At 68.0% G+C, this 21,176-nt stretch carries 20 protein-coding genes and 6 pseudogenes; 15 read left to right on the forward strand and 11 right to left on the reverse strand.

Translation table 11 applies throughout. The annotated features are described in order from the left end of the window. Window positions 1-42 precede the first annotated feature (42 nt). The 4 genes and pseudogenes from ACIPUC_RS00315 to ACIPUC_RS00330 form a co-directional block, all read right to left on the reverse strand. On the reverse strand, window positions 43-375 hold the full coding sequence (locus ACIPUC_RS00315) for a Ku protein (protein WP_446586747.1): 333 nt from the start codon (window positions 373-375) through the stop codon (window positions 43-45). Window positions 376-761: 386 nt separating this feature from the next. Next, the gene (locus tag ACIPUC_RS00320) at window positions 762-1,178 is read right to left on the reverse strand and encodes a heat shock protein transcriptional repressor HspR (protein ID WP_446586748.1); all 417 of its coding nucleotides are present in this window, start codon (window positions 1,176-1,178) and stop codon (window positions 762-764) included. A 273-nt stretch (window positions 1,179-1,451) separates the two neighbouring features. Beyond that, window positions 1,452-1,892 (reverse strand): annotated as a pseudogene (locus ACIPUC_RS00325) (heat shock protein transcriptional repressor HspR); the annotation flags it as partial. Continuing rightward, the gene (locus tag ACIPUC_RS00330) at window positions 1,889-2,506 is read right to left on the reverse strand and encodes an RNA polymerase sigma factor (RefSeq protein ID WP_446585946.1); all 618 of its coding nucleotides are present in this window, start codon (window positions 2,504-2,506) and stop codon (window positions 1,889-1,891) included. The gene ACIPUC_RS00330 and the pseudogene ACIPUC_RS00325, both read right to left, overlap by 4 nt. 934 nt (window positions 2,507-3,440) lie before the next feature. On the opposite strand from ACIPUC_RS00330, the gene ACIPUC_RS00335 reads away from it, so the two are divergent. Both ACIPUC_RS00335 and ACIPUC_RS00340 read left to right on the forward strand, forming a co-directional pair. Continuing rightward, entirely contained in the window at window positions 3,441-3,644 is a 204-nt protein-coding gene (locus ACIPUC_RS00335) for a cold-shock protein (protein WP_446585947.1), read from the forward strand. Window positions 3,645-4,113: 469 nt separating this feature from the next. After that, window positions 4,114-4,644, forward strand: a complete 531-nt coding sequence (locus ACIPUC_RS00340) for a ferredoxin (RefSeq protein ID WP_446585948.1) — start codon at window positions 4,114-4,116, stop codon at window positions 4,642-4,644. A gap of 575 nt (window positions 4,645-5,219) precedes the next feature. Here ACIPUC_RS00340 and ACIPUC_RS00345 read toward each other — a convergent pair. Next, complete coding sequence (locus ACIPUC_RS00345; RefSeq protein WP_446585949.1) at window positions 5,220-5,600, reverse strand: DUF317 domain-containing protein; 381 nt, start codon at window positions 5,598-5,600, stop codon at window positions 5,220-5,222. A gap of 408 nt (window positions 5,601-6,008) precedes the next feature. Here ACIPUC_RS00345 and ACIPUC_RS00350 point away from each other — a divergent pair. Further along, window positions 6,009-6,330: pseudogene (locus ACIPUC_RS00350) on the forward strand (transposase); the annotation flags it as partial. Between the two features lie 78 nt (window positions 6,331-6,408). Here ACIPUC_RS00350 and ACIPUC_RS00355 read toward each other — a convergent pair. Continuing rightward, complete coding sequence (locus tag ACIPUC_RS00355) at window positions 6,409-7,014, reverse strand: dihydrofolate reductase family protein (protein WP_446585950.1); 606 nt, start codon at window positions 7,012-7,014, stop codon at window positions 6,409-6,411. Window positions 7,015-7,411: 397 nt separating this feature from the next. Here ACIPUC_RS00355 and ACIPUC_RS00360 point away from each other — a divergent pair, with 397 nt between their 5' ends. Together ACIPUC_RS00360 and ACIPUC_RS00365 are read left to right on the forward strand one after the other, a co-directional pair. Continuing rightward, window positions 7,412-7,939 (forward strand): hypothetical protein, encoded by a 528-nt coding sequence (locus ACIPUC_RS00360; protein WP_446585951.1) that lies wholly within the window; start codon window positions 7,412-7,414, stop codon window positions 7,937-7,939. A 363-nt stretch (window positions 7,940-8,302) separates the two neighbouring features. After that, complete coding sequence (locus ACIPUC_RS00365; RefSeq protein WP_446585952.1) at window positions 8,303-8,680, forward strand: DUF5958 family protein; 378 nt, start codon at window positions 8,303-8,305, stop codon at window positions 8,678-8,680. A gap of 39 nt (window positions 8,681-8,719) precedes the next feature. Here ACIPUC_RS00365 and ACIPUC_RS00370 read toward each other — a convergent pair whose 3' ends face one another. Next, complete coding sequence (locus ACIPUC_RS00370; RefSeq protein ID WP_446585953.1) at window positions 8,720-9,817, reverse strand: barstar family protein; 1,098 nt, start codon at window positions 9,815-9,817, stop codon at window positions 8,720-8,722. A gap of 177 nt (window positions 9,818-9,994) precedes the next feature. After that, the gene (locus ACIPUC_RS00375) at window positions 9,995-10,147 is read right to left on the reverse strand and encodes a hypothetical protein (protein ID WP_446585954.1); all 153 of its coding nucleotides are present in this window, start codon (window positions 10,145-10,147) and stop codon (window positions 9,995-9,997) included. 295 nt (window positions 10,148-10,442) lie between these two features. Here ACIPUC_RS00375 and ACIPUC_RS00380 point away from each other — a divergent pair, with 295 nt between their 5' ends. From ACIPUC_RS00380 to ACIPUC_RS00390, 3 genes and pseudogenes are all read left to right on the forward strand, one after another. Continuing rightward, window positions 10,443-10,922, forward strand: a complete 480-nt coding sequence (locus ACIPUC_RS00380; RefSeq protein ID WP_446585955.1) for a DUF6924 domain-containing protein — start codon at window positions 10,443-10,445, stop codon at window positions 10,920-10,922. A gap of 75 nt (window positions 10,923-10,997) precedes the next feature. Continuing rightward, window positions 10,998-11,292 (forward strand): annotated as a pseudogene (locus ACIPUC_RS00385) (NF041680 family putative transposase); the annotation flags it as partial. Between the two features lie 118 nt (window positions 11,293-11,410). After that, complete coding sequence (locus ACIPUC_RS00390) at window positions 11,411-11,836, forward strand: hypothetical protein (RefSeq protein WP_446586795.1); 426 nt, start codon at window positions 11,411-11,413, stop codon at window positions 11,834-11,836. Between the two features lie 83 nt (window positions 11,837-11,919). On the opposite strand, the gene ACIPUC_RS00395 is transcribed toward ACIPUC_RS00390, so the two are convergent. Beyond that, window positions 11,920-13,449: an NnrS multi-domain protein gene (locus tag ACIPUC_RS00395; protein WP_446585956.1), complete on the reverse strand. Its 1,530-nt coding sequence runs from the start codon at window positions 13,447-13,449 to the stop codon at window positions 11,920-11,922. 330 nt (window positions 13,450-13,779) lie between these two features. On the opposite strand from ACIPUC_RS00395, the gene ACIPUC_RS00400 reads away from it, so the two are divergent. Further along, on the forward strand, window positions 13,780-14,064 hold the full coding sequence (locus tag ACIPUC_RS00400) for a hypothetical protein (protein WP_446585957.1): 285 nt from the start codon (window positions 13,780-13,782) through the stop codon (window positions 14,062-14,064). Window positions 14,065-14,271: 207 nt separating this feature from the next. Next, window positions 14,272-14,775: a hypothetical protein gene (locus ACIPUC_RS00405; protein WP_446585958.1), complete on the forward strand. Its 504-nt coding sequence runs from the start codon at window positions 14,272-14,274 to the stop codon at window positions 14,773-14,775. Window positions 14,776-14,811: 36 nt separating this feature from the next. Here ACIPUC_RS00405 and ACIPUC_RS00410 read toward each other — a convergent pair whose 3' ends face one another. After that, complete coding sequence (locus ACIPUC_RS00410; protein ID WP_446585959.1) at window positions 14,812-15,063, reverse strand: hypothetical protein; 252 nt, start codon at window positions 15,061-15,063, stop codon at window positions 14,812-14,814. 334 nt (window positions 15,064-15,397) lie between these two features. Here ACIPUC_RS00410 and ACIPUC_RS00415 point away from each other — a divergent pair, with 334 nt between their 5' ends. The 3 genes and pseudogenes from ACIPUC_RS00415 to ACIPUC_RS00425 form a co-directional block, all read left to right on the forward strand. After that, window positions 15,398-16,024 carry a hypothetical protein gene (locus ACIPUC_RS00415; RefSeq protein ID WP_446585960.1) on the forward strand — a complete coding sequence of 209 codons (627 nt, stop codon included), beginning with the start codon at window positions 15,398-15,400 and terminating at the stop codon, window positions 16,022-16,024. Between the two features lie 1,080 nt (window positions 16,025-17,104). Next, the gene (locus tag ACIPUC_RS00420; RefSeq protein ID WP_446585961.1) at window positions 17,105-17,476 is read left to right on the forward strand and encodes a hypothetical protein; all 372 of its coding nucleotides are present in this window, start codon (window positions 17,105-17,107) and stop codon (window positions 17,474-17,476) included. A gap of 169 nt (window positions 17,477-17,645) precedes the next feature. After that, window positions 17,646-17,771, forward strand: a pseudogene (locus tag ACIPUC_RS00425) (transposase); the annotation flags it as partial. Window positions 17,772-17,930: 159 nt separating this feature from the next. Here the strand turns inward: ACIPUC_RS00425 and ACIPUC_RS00430 are convergent. After that, window positions 17,931-18,275 (reverse strand): hypothetical protein, encoded by a 345-nt coding sequence (locus ACIPUC_RS00430; RefSeq protein WP_446585962.1) that lies wholly within the window; start codon window positions 18,273-18,275, stop codon window positions 17,931-17,933. Between the two features lie 425 nt (window positions 18,276-18,700). Here ACIPUC_RS00430 and ACIPUC_RS00435 point away from each other — a divergent pair. Both ACIPUC_RS00435 and ACIPUC_RS00440 read left to right on the forward strand, forming a co-directional pair. Then, window positions 18,701-18,811, forward strand: a pseudogene (locus ACIPUC_RS00435) (IS5/IS1182 family transposase); the annotation flags it as partial. Window positions 18,812-19,521: 710 nt separating this feature from the next. Beyond that, window positions 19,522-21,059 (forward strand): annotated as a pseudogene (locus ACIPUC_RS00440) (serine hydrolase). Window positions 21,060-21,176: the final 117 nt, after the last annotated feature.

Consider the following 21,176-nt stretch of genomic DNA (forward strand, 5'->3'; position numbering starts at 1 on the left):
ACGAACAGCAGATTCGGTAACGCGGGGGCCAGCTCCACAACCTCAGCGCCCATCCTGCCAGCCCACGACCCGGAGCAGCCCGAGCCGCTCACGGTCCCGCACCGCGAACTCGGCCACCACCACCTTGCTACTGCGCCCCAGGGCCTGACGCAGCAGCTCATACAGCTTGACGGTCGACTCGGAGGCCAGGTAGTAGCAGGCGCCGATCTGGATCGGGCCGACGGACGAGGCCGAGACGAACGCCACGGTCTCGAACGCCTTCGCCGTGGACAGCGGCAACGCGTCCAAGCCCTCATCACTGACCGGCACGATCGTGCCGACCGCGGCCTCATAGCCCCCGGTGGTCTCACCCTGGTCCAGCTCACGGCCGTCCAGCCTAGGTCAGCCCAGAACCGCCGTGCCCTTGGTGCAGAGAAGCGGTTCGCCATGCGCGCCCTCGGCCCCGCCGACCTCCTCGAATTCCTGCGGCGGGCCGGCCTGGACCCCGACACCGTCCGCCTGGACCACCCGCTGCTCAAGTCCCCTATCAGGACCGCGGTCAGCGCCAGGGAACAGTGTCCTGGTGTGGGACGTGCCGTCGGGTCGGCCTCTGGGCGAACCTCGTGGCCGTCTCGCCCCCTCCGGCAGCGCCGAACGGCTAACCCTCCTCGAGGACAAGCCCGGGAGCGAGCCGTAATCCTCACCGGCTCGCCATCGACGCAGGCCAAACCGGCGTCCTGACCCCTAGCCGCTCCCCTCGGCCGGGATCATGCGTACGCGGGCTAGGTCGACGGCCCGTTCTGCTGACGAGTGCCCCGTTCACCTGCCCTTTGTGCTTCCTGGTAGGGGGCCAGGTCCCGCCGGTAGGAGGCGTGGACTTGAGCCTCGCGCTGAGCCAACACCGCGGCAGCACCATCAACCGTCGCCGAAAGGTCGGCGACGTTGCGCTGGAGCCCCAACACCTGTTTCTCCAGCTCAATGATCCGCTTGATGCCGTCCAGGTTGATGCCCTCCTCCTTGGACAGCTGCTGAACCAGGCGCAGCAGTTCGACGTCGCGGGCCGAGTAGCGGCGCCCCCGACCGGTTGTCCGATCCGGAGACACCAAGCCCAGGCGGTCGTACTGGCGCAGTGTCTGCGGGTGGAGACCGGAAAGCTTCGCCGCTACCGAGATGACATACACGGGCGTCTCGTCAGTCAGGTTCGGCGGGGAGTCCCTTCGTTGATCCGTAGAGGGGTCCCCCTCGACTGCAGGAGCTGGTTTGCCGGCATGAGGAGCCGGTCCCCGCATCCGTGCAAGCAGTCGGCGCCTGTCTTCCTCTACCTCGTGACGAGGAGGCGGCGTCCCCTCTGCCTCGCCTAGCTCACGTAGCAAGGAGACAAGGTCGCCCTCAGGCGTGATCGGCACGTTTGCCCCATGCGCGGTGTGCGCCGCGTCCGAGATAGGTTGTTCGACGCTTTCGGTGCTGTCTTGTCTTTTGGCGCGCCATAGCAACGAGGCGCCGGTCGGACCGGATTCCCCGCTCGGGCTCTGCAGCGAGTCACTCACCTGTGAGGCGGGTACCTTAGCGTCGCGCTTCTGCAGCGCAACCCTGGCGCCCTCGACCGCTGCCTGGAGCTCGGCAACACGCTGCTGAAGGGCGGCTAGCTGCTTCTCTTGTTCTAGGATCCGCTTGATGCCGTCGAGGGCGATGCCCTCCTCCTGCGACAGCTCCTGGACCCGGCGCAGCAGTTCGATGTCGCGGGCCGAGTAGCGGCGCCCCCGACCGGTTGTCCGATCCGGAGACACCAGGCCCAGGCGGTCGTACTGGCGCAGTGTCTGCGGGTGGAGACCGGAAAGCTTCGCCGCTACCGAGACGATATAGACCGGCGCCTCATCGGCGACCCTGGGAGGTCCCTGCCTGCGCTCGCTCATGCCCGCCTCCTCTCCGCTGCTTCCCCATCGTCCTCGCCGTCTGGCGCGTTCGTCGAGCCCTTCAGCGGGAACGGCAGATGCACGCCTGCCTCTTCCCTCAATTGCTTGCGTGCGTGGGCTATATGTACCCGAACCGTTCCTTGTTTCATCTTCAGCACGTCGGCGATCTCGTTCGGCGGCATGTGTAACAGCAATGCCCTGGCCGCGACTGCGCGTCGCATCTCGGGCATACCGTTTATGACGGCCGCCACCTCCTCCAGGGCGAGGCGTGCCAGGACGATCTCCTCCGTGCTCGCGGCCTGCGTCTGGCTCAGCGCCGCTACCCGGGGGACGAGGGCACGAAGGCGGCCTTGACGTCGCAGCTCATCGATCCGCCGGCGCCAGCACACGACCCACAGCCATTTCAGTTGGGACTCGGTCTCCCAGGATCCGATCTCCTCCCACTTTTCGATGGCTGCCTCGAAGGCCTCCATCACAAGCTCCCGACCGGGGGTGACGCCCTCACCCGTTCCACGAGGGAGGCGGGAGGCAAGTCGGCGCAGCAGGTCGTATTGGTCGTCGAACAGAGCCGATATCCGGGCTTGGTCCTCAGGTGTCAGCCGCTGCTCGTCCATCGGTCACCGCCCCCTGCGCGTTGGTGGAGCATGACTGCCGACCTGGATACGTACGCGCGGCCCGCCGATCCCACCGTCTTGCTCCACGATGGTGCCGGGCGGGGCCTGTCGAAGAACAGACACCAAGGTGCAGCGGCGCTGCCACTCACCCAGCACCACTCCGATAAGAGCCAAGGAGCCGAGGATCGGAAGAGCTATCCACGGCATGCCTCCCAGCGCGACGACCGGCACAAGCGGCCCCAGTCCGAGGATGGGCAAAAGCTGTTGTCCCTTCACATCCAAGAAGTCGAACGGTACGGCCGAAGCGTTAAAAGCTCTGCCTGTGCGGGCGTCATGGGATGCCCCGCCAGACTGGGGGCGTCAGCACCCCCGCCAGGGCCCTGCTGAAGTTCTCTACGCCCCGCGACCCGGCCGCGCTCGCCGCGTTCATCAACCTGCGCGTCCTCAACCCCGAAGACGAACACTGGCGGCGGGGGGAAAGCCGCCGTCATCTACGCCCGCAAGCACGGCAACCTGCGCGTCCCGTTCACGTTCCGTGTGCCGGGCGCGGAAGGCGCGGAGGCGTCCGGGTGGCCGGCCTCGCTCGCGAACTTCCCGCTCGGGCAGTTGGCTTTGTACGTGACAACCGACGCCAGCCGAAGGTGGGTTCTGACTCCACTGGCACTACCGGGTAACCGCGTGGTGAGGTCCAGTTCGGTGTTGGCGGGGGGTAGTGCCGAAACTGCCGGTGGACTGACGGGGCCGTGTTCTCTGTGTGGCAGGAGTCCTGGGGAGATACCGTGGATGTCAGGAGCAGTCGTGGTTCCGAGCCGCTGCTCGCCCGTGATCGCGATCGCGGACGTTTCGGCTGTCCGGGACCGCTTGGGCGACGCCGGTCGGACGCGGCGGTCGCACAGTGCGGGCGCCAGCGGCTGCGCACGTCTAGGAGAACAGCATGGCTACTGGCACCGTGAAGTGGTTCAACGCCGAAAAGGGCTTCGGCTTCATCGAGCAGGACGGCGGTGGCCCCGACGTCTTCGCCCACTACTCCGCAATCGCCGCGCAGGGTTATCGCGAGCTCCAGGAGGGCCAGAAGGTGGCCTTCGACGTCGTCCAGGGGCAGAAGGGCCCGCAGGCGGAGAACATCACGCCGGCCTGAGGCACCCTCATCCGACGATGCCCCGCAGGCGGCCCACAGCCGCCGGCGGGGCATCGGCACGTTCATCCACCGCGGTCTGATTCTCGTATAGCTGCCACTGCCGGGCGGTGGAGTCAGAACCCACCTTCTACTGGCGTCGGTTGTCATCTACAAAGCCAGTCAGTGGACCGCCGGCGTCCGCCGCTTCTACGCCCGCGGCGACATGGACGAAGAGCGCGTCACGCAGCGGTCTGGTCCCACTTCGACGTCGCCTGGGAGGAGGGCCTGGCTGCCGCGCGCGGTGGGCGGCCGAGCACGGGCACCTCCTGGCGCCAGGACGCCGCCGTCCAGGGCGCGGCAGTCGGCATCTAGTGCTGTGACCGCGAAGGCTCACCGGGTTGAGCAGGCTGGCCACCTGGATCTGACCTTTGAGATCTCCAGCGCCCGGAACGCTGCTCGGCGGATCGAACGAAGGTCCTAGGCTGAGCGCATGACGCGCTACTTCGACCCGACGTCCGTTCTGGCAGCCGACCACCAGAGCCTGTTCCAGGGGCGCTGGTCGGACCGGCACTGGCTCAACGTGCCCGGGCCGTTCTACGGCGGTGACACCGACAACTGCCTGACGGGCCGGATCGTCGCCCCAGGGCATGTGCTCTACGACGGTGAACGGTTCGGCGAGTTCGACTATCGCCAACCCCGGACCGCCGCCGAGACCCTGCTCGTGGTCGAAGCGGTCGGCGACGATCCATGGGGCGGCTACGGATACGACGGTGACGAGCACTGGACGGCGGAGACCGTCCGGGAGTGGTGGCGGAACCGGGCCCGAGTGCTGGAGCACCTGGCCGCCGGGCGGAGCGATTGGGAAAGCATCGACGCGTCCTACAACCAGGGCACCGCCTCCGCCGTTCGTGACTTCGAGGCCTACATCGCGGACGGGCTGGAGCAGGGCCTGCGGATCTACCTGCACTGGCTGCTTGAGCGCCGCTTCCCGACTGAGGATGCCACCCTGCCCTCGCTCTAATGCTGTGACTGCGCTGACGACACAGGCAACGGGCGTCAGGGCCTCGCCTGGGTCGCCACCAGTTTGTTTCATCACCTACGGCCCGACTGTCGCTGCCTGCCCGGCTGAGCGCGCAGAGCCGCCCCCCCCAGCGACGGGCCTCACTGAGAGATGGCAACTGCCAGCACCGCGACATGACCTGCCAGCGACCCCGGCGGCTCTCGACGAGTTGAGCGACACGGCACAGGGCAACCGCACTTGGCACAGCAGCAGACGCGGAAGTCGGCGGCGGTATCCGGCCGCGCCAGATTCCGCCGCCGACAGAGGACCTTAATACCAGTCGACTTGGCGGCCGTAGCGGTGCCTGGCGGCGACGACAGGGTGGACTTCATCGCAGCCAGAGAGCGCGTGCCGGTCGCCCGGCTTCAGCAGCCACGCCCGTTCCTCGAAGGTGCCGTGGACATCCGCATCCCATGCTGCCGCGTGTGCGCGACAAGGGGCCTCCTGATGGCGAGGGGTGCGGGCAGCCGAAGGGGCTGCCGTCGGCCTGGAGAGTGCCGGACAGCAGCCCACACCGGGATGGGGCGGCGGGTTGGTCAGCCGGGGAGGCTGAAGGTGAGGCGGCCGGCAGCGAGCTCGGGCAGGGTGCGGCGCTGGACCGGGGTCGGCGAGGCGACGGAGGAGGCGAAGGCGCCGACCAGTTCGTGCGGGACGCTGGCGCTGAATGTCGCGGCCCACAGGTAGGGGGAACCAAGGACCGGCCCGGCCCACGCCTGCCAGCCCGTCAGGTCCGGTCGCGGGTCGCTGTCCTGGATGCCTTCAGGAAGAGGACCACAGGTGAAGCCAGCCGACAGACCCGGATCCCAGGCGGTGGTCTCGGGGTGGTCGTAGTCGCGGGGCCACCCCCTGTCGGACAGCGCCGACAGGACGGTCTCGCGCTCTCCGTAGTTGATGGCGGGATCGGTCCGGACTCTCACACTTCCGGATCCGCTCGACCTCCCCTCACTTGCGGCTCGCGCCGCGGCTCTCCCAGGTCCCGTGGCGGCGGTGGAAGCGCTGTGGGACGGCGATACCGTGCACGACTGGTTCATTGTCCTGGTCGCGGTCTTGGATGCCCCAGAGGGGGAGGGTCACCTGGCCACTATCTACCGACGCCCGGGCGGTGCTCCCCCTGGCGACGCCGCCGCCAAGGCCGGCCGGACGCTGGCCAACCACCTCGGTGTGCCGTTCCACTTCGCTTCTCCAGACATCCCTGACGACGACGCCCCGCGCTGCCGGCGGTCCAGCGACCGTCGGAAGGGCGGTGACGGGGCGGCGGATCGAGGCGACCTCAAGAGACCGGCCCCTGGAGCGGCAACGCTGAAAACGTTTACTGCTTACCGGAACGCATCCGCGGCATACCGCCCATCCGCTCCCGCCGTGGACCCCGACGGCGCAAGCCCGCCAAGCTCCACGCGGACAAGGGATACGACTACTGCCACCTGCGGCGATGGTTACGCGGACGCGGCATCAAGCACCACATCGCCCGCCGAGGCATCGAGTCCCCGCAGCGACTGGGCCGACACCGATGGGACCATCGAACGCACTATGGCCTGGCTCGGCGGCTGCCGCCGACTTCACCGCCGCTACGAACGCAAAGCCGAACACTTCCTCTCCTTCACCAGCATCGCCTGCACCCTCATCTGCTACCGCAGACTCTCCAAATGAGATGACGTCTTATTAGGTCTTGCTCCGCACCGCCGTCCGCCGGCCTGGCGGCCGTCCAGACCGGCGGACGGGGCGACGTCACGCAGGGACGCCGAGCGGCGGGTGCTCGAGCACGCGGGGCTTGTACTCGACCAGCTGGATGCGGCCGTCGAAGGTGCGGTGCTCGATCATCTCGAGGGCAACGTCCGGATAGCCGTCGTAGATGCGTTCTTCGCCCGTGGCCCCGGTGATCACCGGGAACATCACGACCCGGAAGCGGTCGACGAGTCCGGCTCGTAGCAGGGACCGGCACAGGCTGAGGCTGCCGATCGTGCTGAGGAGCCCCGAGCCACTCGACTTCATGGCGCGGACCGCCTCGACGGCGTCGCCGCGGACGAGCGTGGAGTTGGCCCACGTCAGTGGCTCCTCGAGTGAGGAGGAGAACACCACCTTGGACGCTTGCGTGAGCTCGTCGACGGACGCCTCTTCTTCGGGCCTGAAGTCGTCTTGGCCATTGGGGACCTGGCCTGCAGCGAAGCCCGACATAAGGCGGTAGGTGTTCGCTCCCATCAGGTAGGTGGCCTCGGGCTGCTCGCCGAGCCATGCGAGGTACTCCGGGCCCTCGAGGCCCCAGAACCCGGGCCATCCCTCTCCCGATGCGTGGCCGTCGAGGGAGGTGATGAAGTCGACGAGAAGCTCCGACATGGCGGTGTCCTTTCCTGGGGTGTCACGAGCTTGGACTGCCCGGGAGCCACAAACTCATCGGCCGCGCTGTGCAGTAACGAGAAACCCATGACGCTGCAGCCGAACAGATCGGCGGTGCGCCACCCGCGGACGGCCCGGGCCAACCGTCACGCTCAGCCGGGCCAAGTGCAACGCTCAGGGGCCAACTGAAACGCTCAGTCACACCCGGTTGTGACTTAGCGCCGTAGTTGGCCCCGGCAGACAACTAGAACGCTAAATCCGGACGCCACTGAACTGCGGAAATGCCAGAGAGGGCTGACCGTGGCACCCGCGAGACCTATGATCGATCTGTATGCGGCGGGTGGCTCACATACACGTGGGGCACTTCCACCACACGGTTTCGGCAAGGGCACGTGCCATGAGCGAAGACGAGGCCATCCGGCAGTTGCAGATGCTAGCCGACGAGCGGGCGCTCGGCTGCGAGGTCGACCCCGGCCGGCTCATCGAGGCTGGCCTCGGCGCACTGCTCACTGGCCTCGACACTCCCTCGATCCGGACTTTGGCCGGACTCGCAAGCGGGGAGGCGGAGCATGCGCCCGGGCTCTTCGAGGAGGTCCTGGACGAGCTCGGCATCACTCCGCGCCTGACTGCCGATCCCAACGCAGTTCTTTGGGAGCTGGCCCGTTCGTGGGCCAAGAGCATCGTCGACGGCTCCTGCGATCCGGGCACCGCCGCCGCGTTGATCTGGAGTGGAGTAGCTGCACCGCTGAACTATCCCGAAGAGCTCCGTGCGATTGTCGCGTGGGCGTCCACCTGGGAAGACTGGGACGGGGAACACTCGGACATCTCCCACGAAGAACTCAACGCCGGCATCATCCAGGCAGCCCGTGAGCTGCTGACAGCCCTTCCCCAACCTCCCTGGATTGCGGCCAATCCACCTAGGTAGATCGTCCGCCAATGCCCGGCACCGACGAGCGCGGCCGACGCCGGCATCGACTCCGTCGACCGGTGGGTGGCCACGGCCCGGCCCGCCCACGGGGAGGCTCGGGGCAACGCTGCACATCCGGAGGCAGCCAGGGCAACGCCGTAGGGCAGGACAAGATCGTCAAGGGTGCCGAGGTGCGACCACACGGGCTGGGTCCAGGACCTCGTGGCTCGACTGCTGAGTCCATACAGCCAGCACAACAGGACCGGGACGGCCGGGACAAGGGAGGCTGGCGAAGCTGGTTGCCAAGGCAATCTTCGATCCCTCTGCCTGCTACTGGCTGCAACGGTACGGACCAGGGATTCGGGCAGTGACCATGTTGGCGTGTGGCCTGCCGGTCGAAGCCGTCGTCCCGGGTCCGGGGCGGCTGCTTCGTACTACTCACTGAGCCCGGAGGAGCGGTCGGAGACAATGCTCTTTCTGCGCCATCACTGCGAGCAGGCACGCGCCGACGACGAAGACGGACCGGAAAGCATCCGCCGGGCCGGGCTGCGCCCGACGCACACACCCGCGGTACTCATCACACGCGGCCCGATCAACCGGCAACTGGGGAAGATCGTCTCTCTCACACCTGTCGACGAACGCCGCAAGGCGTTCCGGCTGCTGGTCGCCGTACTCTCGGTCGCCGATGAACGACGGCGCGAACGCTTCTGCGCCGGCGGATGCGGTCATTGGTGGCACAACCTGTCCGCCGCAGACTGACCCTCCCCCGTCGGCACCTCCCCGCGGCTCGGCTCCTGTTCAGGTGCAGGTGACGCGCATCCCGCCCTCCGCCAGGATTTCGAGCACCGCGGCGACCAGGTCGTACGGTTCGCCCTCCGACCTCAGGACGCGGGACAGGTGCTCGCGCGCGGTCGTGGCATCCCGCCAGAGCAGGCTTGCGGGGGCGGTGTAGCCGAAGGTGCCGCGCAGACAGTCCCTGAGGGCGTCCAAGCAGCCGCCGAAGTAGCCGCCCGGTCCGTTCACCGCCTCGCCGAGCGCCAGGTAGAGCCCCGGGACGTCGGTGATGTGCCGGCCGTCCAGCTCGTACGCGTGTCCGGCGGGCCGGTCCTGATGCTTGCGTCGGCAGGCCCGCTGGAGGACGAGATCGAGCCAGACCCCACGCTGCCGGGTGTCGAGGCAGGCCCAGGCTCCCGGTGTGTCCGGCGGGCCGGCGAGCCAGCGATCCCAGATGGCCCGCGCGTGCTCCGCAACGGGCGTGAACAACGTTCCGTCGAGTTCCAGATCGATCAGATCCGTGCCGTGGGAGGACGGCCGCCACGTGCGGACCTGGGCCCAGAACAGCCGGTCCGTGACACGCTCGTCCCGGTCATCCCGTACCTCCAACAGGGCCTCTCCCAAGTCCAGCGCCCGCCGGGTGCCCTTCGCCAGAGCCCACTGCAGCTGATCCCCCGGGGCGAGACCCCGCAGGACGAGCAGGGACTCGATCTGCCCGGGCGTCAGGACGCGGGCGAATTCCCGGCAGGAGCCCAGCCATCGGTACTCGTCGTGAAATCGGACAGGACCTCGGTGTCCCTCGGGCGGGCCCAGATAGACGTCCGTACCAGTGAGCACGAGACCGTCCGTCCCAGGGTGCTGCCCGAGGCTCTCCGCGTCTTCCAGAAGCCACGCATCGAGCGTGTTGTCTTCCGGCACCAGCCACACCCGAGCGCCGACCCAGCCCCGGACCTCGACTCCTTCCGGGACCCAGCCGAAGAGTTCGTACGTCTCGCGCCGGGGTTCTCCGAACAGTCCCTCCACCTCGGCGCAGACGCCCCAGACATGGCCGTTCCCCGTGTCCGTCAGCGTGTACCGTCCCTGCCCGCGATGGTCCTCGTCCTCATGCACGGTGGGAATCATGCCCGGACCACGAGTGGACCCGGAAGCAATTTTCGTGGTCGCCCGGGGGGACCCGCGGTTGAGCGTCCGTGGTCACGGCGGTGAGGCCCCGACGGCGGCGATCCTTCGCGGGGTCGCGGAAGGTCTTCCAGGCACCGTGGGCGCGGAAGAGGCTGAGCAGTCCAGCCCCCGCGATAGTCAAGCGCGGGGGCTGGACCAGCTCAGGTAGGCGATCAGGAACAGGCCGGCGAGCAGGCTGAAGATCACCTCGGCGACGGCTTCCCCAACCGTCTCCATCAGGAACTCGGCGACGCCCTCTGCTGCCCTGCGGATCCCACGGCGCTTCCCCATCTTCGAGTACGTCGCAGGCTCACCGGGGCCCTGGTGGGAAGGACCCGCGCGGGGCCGGAACGGTTGCCGAGGGTTGCTGAGAACGGAGATCGGGGGCCGGGAAAAGGGCGAGTGGAAGCGTAGGATCGCTCGCTGCCCCAGCGGGATGCAGCTATCCGGCGATCAGCACCTCCAGCAGCCCCAACCCGGAACCTGTGTAGCCGTCCCTCGGTGGGTGCCGGCCCGCCTCGGTCGGGGCCGGCATCGCCATGAGACATCCGCACGGCACGTACACGGATGACCGAGGGCCGGGAACTTGAGAGAACTGCCGACCGACACCGACCGCGATGAGTTCCACGCTCTGGTGGTCAGGACCGACTACGGCGACGAGCCGGCTTGGAAGGCCGTCACCGCGGAGCTGATGAAGCCCTGGGGAGACGACGGGTGCTACGAGGCTCTTGTTCACTTCGTCGACGATCCGGCCTGGGCCGGAGCGACCGTCGACGAAGTCCTCGAAGCCGCCTCGGCCAACGACGAGCTGAGCGTCCTCTTCGTCGCCGACTCGGTCACCATGAGCTCCGCCCACCATGCGCTCCTGGCGGTGGCCACCTCCGAGGAGGAGGACGAGCCCTTCGAAGAAGACGACGAGGGCATCCACGAGTTCGGGCGGGAGTTTCGCACGGTCCCGACCGAGGTGCACTGGATCCACGCGAATCTGTCGCTCGCCAACTTGGACTTCGAGGAGTACGCGCAGGCGGCCCACGAGGATCCCGAGAAGGTTTTCCGGTCCTTCTGACGGACGCGAGCGGGGGCACGGAAGGGGCCGACTTTGTCCGCGGCCAAAAGTCGGGGCCGACGCGGGCCCGCCGACGGCTGGACCAGGCCGAAGGTCCGTGAACCGGAGGCCGCCGACCGCTGGACGTGGCTGGTCATCGCGACCGATACCCAGCTCCGCCTGTCCCGCCCGCTCCCCGTCGACCTGCGACGCCCCTAGGAGAAGCCGGCCGACCCGAACAGGCTGACCCCGCACCGGCGTTCGCCGCGGGTTTCGGAACCTCCAAACGCGGCTGCCCTCGCCAGCGGCTGTTCCCAAACCCTCCCGCTCAGGCCCCGGACGGCCGCCCGGCTCGAAGAACCAACGGACGGCAACACGCCACGACGTCGGCCTCGAACTCGTCACCGGCCAGCCCTACCGTCGGCCCGCCCACCACAAGACGGGCACCAAACCCCGCCGAACCGGATGGGGCCGTATGGCAGCTACCCAAGTAGCCCTACGCTGCGGCAATGCCGAAGATCAGATTGAACAACGACACCGAGAAGATACTTGGGATCTGGCTCGAGCCATGGGGCGAGGACTATTGGATGAACCCCAAGGAGCAGTTCACGATCGTCACCGACACCCCCGCGGGCGTGCACCCTGACGAACCGCCCTTCGAGGTCGCCTTCCACGACCAAGGTGCCAGCGTCTGGGTGAACATCGGCTATGAGGCCACCGTCTACGACCAGTCCGGCTCCGAAGTGGACTGCGGACACCAACGCCCCCTCGCAGTGCTCCGGACCTGGACCGAGTCGGCCGAAGCCGCCGCCCGTCGAACGACCGACCCGTCCACACTCCGGGCGATGCGCGAGCATGCCGGGTTTCTCCGCCAGGCACTCACACAAGCCGAAGCAACCGATCAGCAAGCACAAGAACGCCCATCGTCACCATGACCGCACGCCAGGTCAGTGGTTAAACGACAAGCTTAGGCAGAGCCAGCACGAAACCGGAAAGCCGCACTCGGCCTCACACCAGCTCAGGTTCCTGGCGGGAGGCAGGACCGGGCCGGGTCCGCCGCCGGCACCAGGCGGACCTGTTCGGACGGGATCCTCAGTGGGCCGTCCGTTTCGGTGTTCCAGACGGCGATCCGCTCCCCCGTCACGGTGAAGGAGAGATAGGGATGGCTGGGGTCGAGTACACCTCCTTGCTCATTCAGTTCGTTGCGGGGCACGGTCGGCTGCACACACATCCATCGCGGCCATACCCCGTAGTACTCCGGCGCCTCCCTGCGGTTCTCAGCCGCATCGATCGCCTGACCGGCGGCACGCGGGGCCGAATCGGCGAGCCAAAGCACCCCCAGCAGCCCGTACGCAAGCAGAGTCGGTGCCCAGAGCACCGCGCTGATGCGCTCGCCGGGACGCGTCGACGGCCAGTGGAGGTGCTTGGCGATGCCCCACAGTGCCGGCAGGATCAGCACCAGGCTCAGCAGGCCAATCACCCTGGCCCCGGAGGCGACCTGCCCGACCGGGTGCACGTCCAGGTCATCAAGGGAGAGCGCCAATCGGTTCGCATACAGCGCGTGCTGGACGGTTGCAGAGCCGATGAAAAAGGTGAAGGTCAACGTTGCCAGCAGCGGCACGGCCCAGCCGATCCACTCACCCCGATTCCACTGGCGCATCAGAAGCCAGAGGCCGATGCCGATGGTCGGCACCGCGACTGTCAGCGCGGCCCCCTTGGCCGACAGCGACGGGAAGCCGCCGAGGGCCATGCCCACAACGGCCCCATACAGCCCAGCCATGCCGAACAGCGTGAGCGACCCGCCGCCGAGTGCTCCGGACACGTAGAGCCGGATCATCTGCCACGCCCCGGCGAGCAGGAACCCGAGGGCACAGGTCACCCAGAACCAGCGCGGGACTCCTTCCTGCCGACTGGCGAGGTACAGGCCGAGTCCCACGGCGATCAGGAAGCCAAGCAGCCGCGCTACCACACGGCTGAGGCGTTCCTCGCGCTTCATGGCGTAGCGGGCGAGAAGCCGGCGCCCCGGCGGCGGGTGGATCTCTGTGTCCTTACGCACCGGGGCGCCGCCGGGTAGGGCCATCCGGGCAAGTCTCTTGGCCTCCTGCTCCGTGCCCGCCGTAACCGAGCCCGTGTCGTGCACGCCGGACCAATCCTCGTAACGGGTCCAGAGTCCGCGCCGGGACGGGGACCGGCCATGGCCCTCGGCGAACACCCTCCACTCCGGCAGCAGCTCCAAGTCACGGACGACGAGTTCGGTCCGGCGCACGTACATCTCCAGCACGGCGGCCCGCGCCAGCTTCTGCACCCGCCACGCGGCTGCCTGCTCGGTGTGCCTGTTCCGCGCGCCAAACAGGCGTACCTCCACGGAGAACAGACGGGCCGGGGTGTCAGGTTCGGCGTCGAGCACCCCCGCCGAGAACCCGGTCCCGCGCGCAACGTCCGCAAGCACCGGCCAGCCGTACGCCGCGAACTCCTCCCGAGCCTGGGCCACGTCTCGCTCCGGGCCCCGCACCTCGATCAAAACGAGCACCCGCTGGTCGTAACGCACCCGATCACGCTAACGGAAGCGGACCACTAGATTCCCGTTGCGTCGATGCCCGTCTCAAAGTCATCGGCCGGTGCACCCGCACGGTCCTGTCCCGCCAACCGGTCTGCCGCCCCCGCACCCCCCTTCACTGGCACCGGCGCCAACCGCGGCCAGGTGCTCACCAACCAGCCGGGCCACATCCGAGCACAGCGAGACCCTCCGCCACGAGACGTTGTACATGCACTCGATCTCCCACATCTTCATGCGGTCGCGGTGATCGCGACGCCGAATCGCGGCGTACAGCTCGCCCTCGCGCCTACCTGCACCTCAAACGGACGTCACCCCCGTCCGGTGGCGGCCCGGCCCCCCTCGCCCCGCTCAGTCGCCGGATGGATCCTCCGCTGCCCCGAAACCCTCACCGAACCCGAGCAACTCCAGCTCAAGAACATCTCAGCCAACTGCCCCGAGATCGCAGCCCTCACCCGCCACATCTGGTCGTTCGCGACCATGGTCACCGAGCACCAGGGCGAACGGCTGCCGGACTGGCTCGACGCCGTCAGACGGGTGACCTCCCCAGCCTCCACACCCTCGCCACAGGACTCGAACGCGATCGGGACGCCGTCATCGCCGGCCTGACCCTGCCCTGGAGCTCAGGCGTCGTCGAAGGACATGTCAACAGGATCAAAATGCTCAAGCGCCAGATGTTCGGTCGCGCGGCTTCGCCCTCCTGCGGGAACGGGTTCTCATGTCCTGATCACCGAACACGCAGGAGGAACTCGATGGCAACACCATCTGAAAATGTGCGAGTCTCCTTCTCCCGGATGGCCGATCGAGAAGACTGTGATGACCCGCGACGACGCTCTCAAGCAGCTCAACCACATCGCGCGCGAGAGGGCATTCGGTAGGCACGTCGGGTCGGACCGGCTCATCCAGGCTGGGCTGGACGCGCTGATCGCCGGGGTCGAGAGTCCCTCCCTCGCCATGCTGGCCGGTCTCCTCCGGAGCGAAGAGCCCGAGGCTCCGGCACTCTTCGACCACGTGCTGGAGGAGTTGGGACTGCTTTTCCACCCGCCCGCTGACCCTCGGGCCGCGAAGTGGGCCCTGGCCTATTGGGTCGCCGGTCAGATCGCCGACGGATCCCTGGATCCCGCAGTCGGCACCCACCTCATCTGGGCAGACATCGCCTATGGCCTCGGCTACCCCGTAGAACTCCAAACCCTCGTCCACTGCGCGCACAACTTGGACGGCTGGGAGGAGAGCTGGGGCATCTCCGTCGAGGAACTCAACGAGGAAGCGGTTGAGGCAGCGAGGCAGTTCCTAGGCAAGGAGTCCGAGGCAGGGGACTGACCAGCGGTTCGTCTCGCCCCCAGGATTGGTCACCCGCTAGCCGATCCGGTCACTCAGCGTGGCTGCACCACAGAAGCTGAGACAGAACCACTTCACATGAACGAAGCCAAACTCCCGCCCAAAGCGGGGAAGTACTCCAGAGCAGGCCCTCAGTCGGTTGATGGCCCGCGTGCGGTCGGCTGCCAGGTCGTAACGGCGAGCGGTGAGCATCCGGATTTGGTGGGGGCGGAAGGCGTCGTCGGTGAGCAACCAGTCGGCATCGACGGTCGCTAAGTGATCATGCTCCATTTCGTCGTACGTGGAGCGCCACGAGCCCCGGTCGGTGGTGGGAGCCAGTGCCTCGAGCAGGAGCTGCAGGCGCTCGGGGTGGGAGAAGGGGCCTTCGGACAGGCGCAGGCACCGTTGGGTGCGGGGACGGATCCCATGGCACCCGGACATCCTCGCGATGGGCGCCTGACGGCAGCGGCTTGGTCACCTAGCGACAGCCGTGATCACTGTCCCTGCGCAGCATGAGCAGGGACAGGTCTCCCGTCCTTGCTGACACCCATCCGGCGCCACCGCCACTCACAGCTGATTCCGGCGGGGCGCCAGCAGCCGACAAGGCGCAGCTAGTCTTACGATCATGGCCTTGCGACCCGATGAGTTCTACGACCACGCACGTGCGGCTGCGGATGATGAGCTTCGGCTTCCGCTGGCAAGAATGACCGGATGGGACATCAGCCCCTTTGAGGCGGATGGACTACGCGTGTCCGCGCTCCGCCCGCCCGTTCTGCCCGAGCCGCGGCGGCACGGGGAAGACCCGGCGGACTGCGATGAATGCCGCTCCCGCAATGAAGGCATCTGGCTCAACGACCGCTGGCGACTGGCCCGGATAACAGGCGTCGGTGTGCCACTGGTGCTGATGCTGTACCCGCGCGACCACTACGACATGGCCGATCTGCCCGACGAGCTCGCCGCCGAGCTGGGCGTGCTCACCACTCACATCGTCCGCCACGTACAGGCTCTGCCCCACATCTGCCGAGCCCACGTCTACCGGATCGGGGACGGGTCCGCACACCTGCACGTGTGGTTCTTCGCCCGGCCCGAGGGACAGACCCAGCTGTACGGGTCGTGGCTGCCCGTCTGGGACGACCTCCTGCCCGAATACCCGGCAGACGTAGCCGACGCAGATGCAACCGCCGTTGCCAAAGCCCTGACTGCCTCGTACGGAGGCGGCCGCTCAGACACCACCGGGCAAATGAACCTCTGACCCCTATTTCCGTTTTGGTTGCCCCGCAATGAGGCACCGGGCCTCCGGAGCTGGCATGGCTTTCTCCCCTGCCGAACACATGGCCCGGGGGGTGTCACCGGCTCCGGAGGCATCGACAGACCGAAGATTAGGCTCGATCGATCTCCAGGACGAGACCATCGCCGGCTGGAGGGAGTGCGTGCTAACGCCGTTAGCACCCCAGCCGGCCTGTGCGTCTCATTGCAGTGTCACCCCCGCACGGGCGAACGAGGCGGTGTTTAACCACCACGGCACCGTGCCGCTGATGGGTGTGAGGCAGGCTGGGGCGCAATAAGGTCCGAAGGAAATGCTCTAGTACGGGCCGCCGCGGAACAGCAGGCTGCTGTGGTGGCGCGGGCGGTCGCCACGTTCGTGGGCCGCGTCGGAGCGGTCGGTTCGAAGATCCCCGTGTCGTCAACCGGGTACCCCCGCCGATCTCCACGACAGCCACGCGGCCAAGGAAGTCCTCTTCCGCCTCCGCCTCATGCACCCCGAGATCACGATCGTCTGGGCCGACTTCCCGGCGCTGGCGGCCCCTCTGTGCGGAGACCCGGGCGGGAGCGGATCGCCAGGGACGACAAGGGTTGTCATCCGGCAAGTGCGCCGCTGCCGCCGGGGGTACCGAAGGTGGCGGAGGGGCCCCTGCTGGAGGACGTCCTGCTGGTCCGCGACGAGCGGGCGAACCTGGTGTGGGGCTTCTGGTTCAGGGCCCAGCGCACGACGATCCGGCTCTACTCCATGGCCGACGTGGCGCTGCTGCCGGTCGTCGGCCCCTTGGGGACTGGCCGGCGGTTTGCACCGCCCGCGCGGGCCGCCGCTTCCCCACTTCCCTCTCCCACCCTCCGTCCCAGGTCAGGGCACCTGGTTGCCGGCGGAAGCGGGGCGGTTTGCGCGAGTGGGCGAGGCTGGCCGGGGATTGCCTGGGGTGCCATGCCAGCGACCTTCAGTGCCGTCAAGTCCCGAAGACGAGCGGCATGACCGGGGGCACCGGCGTGGGGTGAAATTGATTCACGGGTTCACCAGACCGGTAACCCCAGACATCGATATGGAGAAGTGTTTATCATGGCGAAGATTGCTAACGACCGAATCGTCGAAAGAGCCAACAGGCGTTCCGACGGCTCCTGGGAATTCCTCATCACGTACACGGTCCACTTTGATGCGTTCGAGATCGGCCGGTTCTTCCATGACTCCGTGAAGGTATGGGAGGAAGACTCCTCCGACGACGACCAGGTCACGGCGTATGCCCCCGTGGAGACCTTCAGCGCGTCGGGCCCGTCGGTATTCCGGCGGAAACAGTTCACGGCTCAGGGAAACGCGCTGAACACGGAGCTGGGCGATGAAGAGATATACGCCTGGATCTGGATCCGTGATTCGAACAGCACGGGGCCGGCGGCCGATGAGCAGCGCACGCCCATCAAGTCCATCAACCCCTAAGAGCTCGTAACAGGATCTTGTTGAGACACCCTGGTCGGGCGTAACCGGTGTGATGATTCGGCCGTTCATGAGTGTCTGAGCACTCGGCCGTGGATTGTGGACGACGACTCGTGGGCACTGATCGAGCCTCTGCTGCCGCCCTGGCCGATGAAGTCGCAGGGCGCGGCCGGTAGCGGACCGGTTGTGTCTGCAGGGCATCCTGTACGTTCTCTGCAACGACATCGCCTGGCAACTGCTCCCGCTGGAGCTGGGGTTCGGCTCCGGACAGACCTGCTGGCTCCGGCTGGAGCGGTGGCAGCAGCCGGGGTCTTCGACCAGCTGCACCGGATCCTGCCGGGCGGGGAGCGGGCGTTCCAGAAGGGCCTCCAAGCCCCAAAGCCGCCTGAGCCCCGCACCTCCAGCCCAGCTCGGGGGAGTGTCTACTCGTGGCACCGGGACGGCGCGGGGGCGGCCGTCACCTGTCAGTGGCGGGGGGCGGTGCGGTGGCACCCAGCGCCCGCCGGGCGTCCAGCCATACCCTCTCGAACTCCTCGGCCGAGATCCCGCCGGCGCGCGGCGCTTCCTCCCATCCCGTGAGCCTGCCCTCGGCGACAAGGCCGTACCGCTGCTCATACCGGCTCATGGTGGCGATGTCCGCGCGCTCCTGAAGCCGGAGAACTTCCTCCAGGGAGGCGGCGGTCACCGGGGTTCCGTCATCGCCTCGCAAGTCCACTTGCCGCAGCACCCACCCCTCCTCATCACCCTCGAAGTACTGCCACAGGCCTTGGGCCTCGTCATATGTGCGGATCCACATCACCATGGCACCACGCTCGCGCAGGCAACAGAGCTGATCCGGTACGGCACGCGCATGACCGCGAACGGCTCACCCCGTCGCCGAGTACCCGGCCTGTCTTCGTCGTTCTCAGCAGCGCGTCCCGCTCGCCCTCATCGACCGCCAGGCCCCAAGGCATCGTCATCGAGACCGGCCATCATCCGTGTGAAGCCCCTGCGGGCGGGTCACGGCATCTAGGACGCTTACTGTCCTATACGGAGGCCATTCTTCCGCTAGGACTTCTCGATCGCCCCCGGGGTCTACGAACTCGCCTGGGCACCGGACGGGCGCGCCACGTGGTCGTACGGCCGGGAGCTGCGCCGCGGGTCCCGTCGCATCGTGTGGCGCCCGATCGACACCCACTCCATCCGGCCCCTGAAGGACCCGGTCTCCAGGCAGAGACCGGACAGATCGTCGCCCGACTCAAGCAGTGGCGCGGCCTCGCAATGCGGACGGACAAGCTCGCCATCGCTTACCAAACCGCACTCCACCTTGCTGCCATCCTCATCTGGACCCGGCGCTGAGCGAGGCGTCCAAAGGGTTCGTCAGGCCAGCCCATGGACGACGAGCCGGGTGTGGGAGGTGCCGACCGCGGCTGTCCTAGGTCACGATCCAGGCTGAACGGGGGAAGTCGAGTCCCCGGGGATGGGGTGTGGCGAATGTGAGAGTGAGCCACCCGCTCGACACCCTTTCAGGGAGGCCGGTCGGTAAGCGACTGGCTGCCGCGGCTCAGGCCCGCCCGCCCAAGTAAGGGCTAAGGCGACGACACAGGCAGGAAACGGCGGAGACGGTGTGACAGGCGCCGTTCAAGTAAGCGGGCCTTTGATTACGATTCCTCCAGGCGAGAGCAGGGACACCTCCGTGCGCTGTCCAGATGGACAGATCGCCACAGGCGGAGGCTTCGTCGGCGGCAGCAACATCCGGGCGTCCAGATCTCTCGGGATCCCGGTGTTGCCGACTAACCAGCCCATCGGATGGAACGTGGTACTCGTCAATGAAGGCGCGGTGCCTCAAAGCGGGTCTGCGCAAGTAGTCTGCGTCGACTCTGCCGACCCGATCCCTTAAACGCCGGCCACGGGGCAGAACCCGATCCTTGAGCCGCACAGGAGCCGCACAGGCCCACCCAGCCAAATCCAGCCCCGTCGGCGATTGAGGCGCGGGGCACGGGGCGGAGCCCCGGTAGGGGGCGCGGGCAGGACAGGCGGGACCGGCTCGGCGGCGGGACAATGGCGGCATGCGTACGCTCCGCGCACTCGGAGCGGCCGGGGCCGCACTGGTGCTGGCCGGAACAGGGGTGGCCACGGCCGCCCCCAGCCCGCCCCCCGCCCCCAAGCCGCAGCTCACCGACGCCCAGATCGACAAGGCCGTGGCCCGCCTCGACCAGACCATCACCGACCTGATGCGCCGCACCGGCGTCCCCGGCCTCTCCGTGGCCGTCGTCCACGACGACGAGGTGGTCCACCTCAAGGGATTCGGCGTCCGCCGCACCGGCGAACCCGCCAAGGTCGGCCCCGACACCGTCTTCCAGATCGCCTCCGTCTCCAAGCCCGTCTCCTCCACCGTCGTCGCCGGCGCCTTCACCACCCCCGACGAGTGGGACCGCCACATCACCCTCCCCGGCTTCGCCCTCAAGGACCCCTGGGTCACCGACCACGTCACGGCCGCCGACCTGTTCTCCCACCGCAGCGGCCTGCCCGACCACGCCGGCGACCTCCTCGAAGACCTCGGCTACGACCAGTCGTACATCTTCGACCACCTGCGCCTGGAGCCCCTCACCCCCTTCCGCGCGAGCTACGCCTACACCAACTCCGGCCTCACCGCCGCCGCCGAGGCCGTCGCCCGCGCCAAGGGCACCACCTGGCAGAAGCTCAGCGCGGACACCCTCTTCAAGCCCGCCGGCATGACCGACACCAGCACCGAGTTCTCCGCCTACGCCAACTCCCCCGACCACGCCGCCATCCACGTCAAGAACCCGGACGGCACCTGGAGCCCCCGCCACGTCCGCGACCCGGACGCCCAAGCCCCCGCCGGCGGCGTCAGTTCCACCGCCCGCGACATGTCCCGCTGGCTGCGCCTCCAGCTGGCCGACGGCACCCTCGACGGCAAGCGGATCATCCCCGCCGAAACGCTCGCCCGCACGCACGTTCCCCATATCGTCTCGCAGCCGCCCACCTCCCCCACCGGCCGCGCCGGCTTCTACGGCCTCGGCTGGAACGTGTCCTACGACGACTCCGGCCGGCTGCGCCTGAGCCACTCCGGCGCGTTCGAACTCGGCACCAACGCCAACGTCACGATGCTCCCCCTGGAGAAGCTCGGCATCGTCGTCCTCACCACGGCGCCCCCGTCGGCCTGGCCGACGCCGTCGCCCTCGATTTCTTCGACGTCGCCCAGCACGGCAAGGCCACGACCGACTGGCTTCCCCTGCTCGCGTCCGTCTACGCGCAGGAGGTCGACAACGCCCGGTCCCCCACCGACTACGCCCACCCGCCCGCCTCCGCCAAGCCCGCCAAGGACAGCGCCGCCTACACCGGCACCTACGACAACCCGTACTACGGCAAGGCGACCGTGACGGCCGACGACAAGGGCACGCTGACCCTCGCCCTCGGCCCCAAGCCGATTCTCTTCCCGCTCACCCACTACGACGGCGACACCTTCAGCTTCGAGACCACCGGCGAGATGGCGGCCGGCCGCACCGGCGTGACCTTCACAGACGGCACGGTCCGCGTCGAGTACCTCGACGCCAACCACCTGGGCACCTTCACCGAGCAGTAGGCCGCATAGCCTGTCCCCGATGCGACGCAGAGCCCAGCCACCCCCCTCGGCGCGCACTACGCGGGCGGAGCCGGCGCCGAGGCCATCGCCCGCCTGCTGGACGCCGGCCGGGTGCTC

The organism is Streptomyces sp. LARHCF249 (assembly GCF_052871255.1).

Excerpts from the sequence above, each read along its gene's own strand:
- ACIPUC_RS00330 (WP_446585946.1), bottom strand. The coding sequence starts at position 2,506 with ATGGACGAGCAGCGGCTGACACCTGAGGACCAAGCCCGGATATCGGCT.
- ACIPUC_RS00335 (WP_446585947.1), top strand. The coding sequence starts at position 3,441 with ATGGCTACTGGCACCGTGAAGTGGTTCAACGCCGAAAAGGGCTTCGGC.
- ACIPUC_RS00340 (WP_446585948.1), top strand. The coding sequence starts at position 4,114 with ATGACGCGCTACTTCGACCCGACGTCCGTTCTGGCAGCCGACCACCAG.
- ACIPUC_RS00355 (WP_446585950.1), bottom strand. The coding sequence starts at position 7,014 with ATGTCGGAGCTTCTCGTCGACTTCATCACCTCCCTCGACGGCCACGCA.
- ACIPUC_RS00360 (WP_446585951.1), top strand. The coding sequence starts at position 7,412 with ATGAGCGAAGACGAGGCCATCCGGCAGTTGCAGATGCTAGCCGACGAG.
- ACIPUC_RS00370 (WP_446585953.1), bottom strand. The coding sequence starts at position 9,817 with ATGATTCCCACCGTGCATGAGGACGAGGACCATCGCGGGCAGGGACGG.
- ACIPUC_RS00375 (WP_446585954.1), bottom strand. The coding sequence starts at position 10,147 with ATGGGGAAGCGCCGTGGGATCCGCAGGGCAGCAGAGGGCGTCGCCGAG.
- ACIPUC_RS00390 (WP_446586795.1), top strand. The coding sequence starts at position 11,411 with ATGCCGAAGATCAGATTGAACAACGACACCGAGAAGATACTTGGGATC.
- ACIPUC_RS00405 (WP_446585958.1), top strand. The coding sequence starts at position 14,272 with ATGACCCGCGACGACGCTCTCAAGCAGCTCAACCACATCGCGCGCGAG.
- ACIPUC_RS00410 (WP_446585959.1), bottom strand. The coding sequence starts at position 15,063 with ATGGAGCATGATCACTTAGCGACCGTCGATGCCGACTGGTTGCTCACC.
- ACIPUC_RS00415 (WP_446585960.1), top strand. The coding sequence starts at position 15,398 with ATGGCCTTGCGACCCGATGAGTTCTACGACCACGCACGTGCGGCTGCG.
- ACIPUC_RS00420 (WP_446585961.1), top strand. The coding sequence starts at position 17,105 with ATGGCGAAGATTGCTAACGACCGAATCGTCGAAAGAGCCAACAGGCGT.
- ACIPUC_RS00430 (WP_446585962.1), bottom strand. The coding sequence starts at position 18,275 with ATGGTGATGTGGATCCGCACATATGACGAGGCCCAAGGCCTGTGGCAG.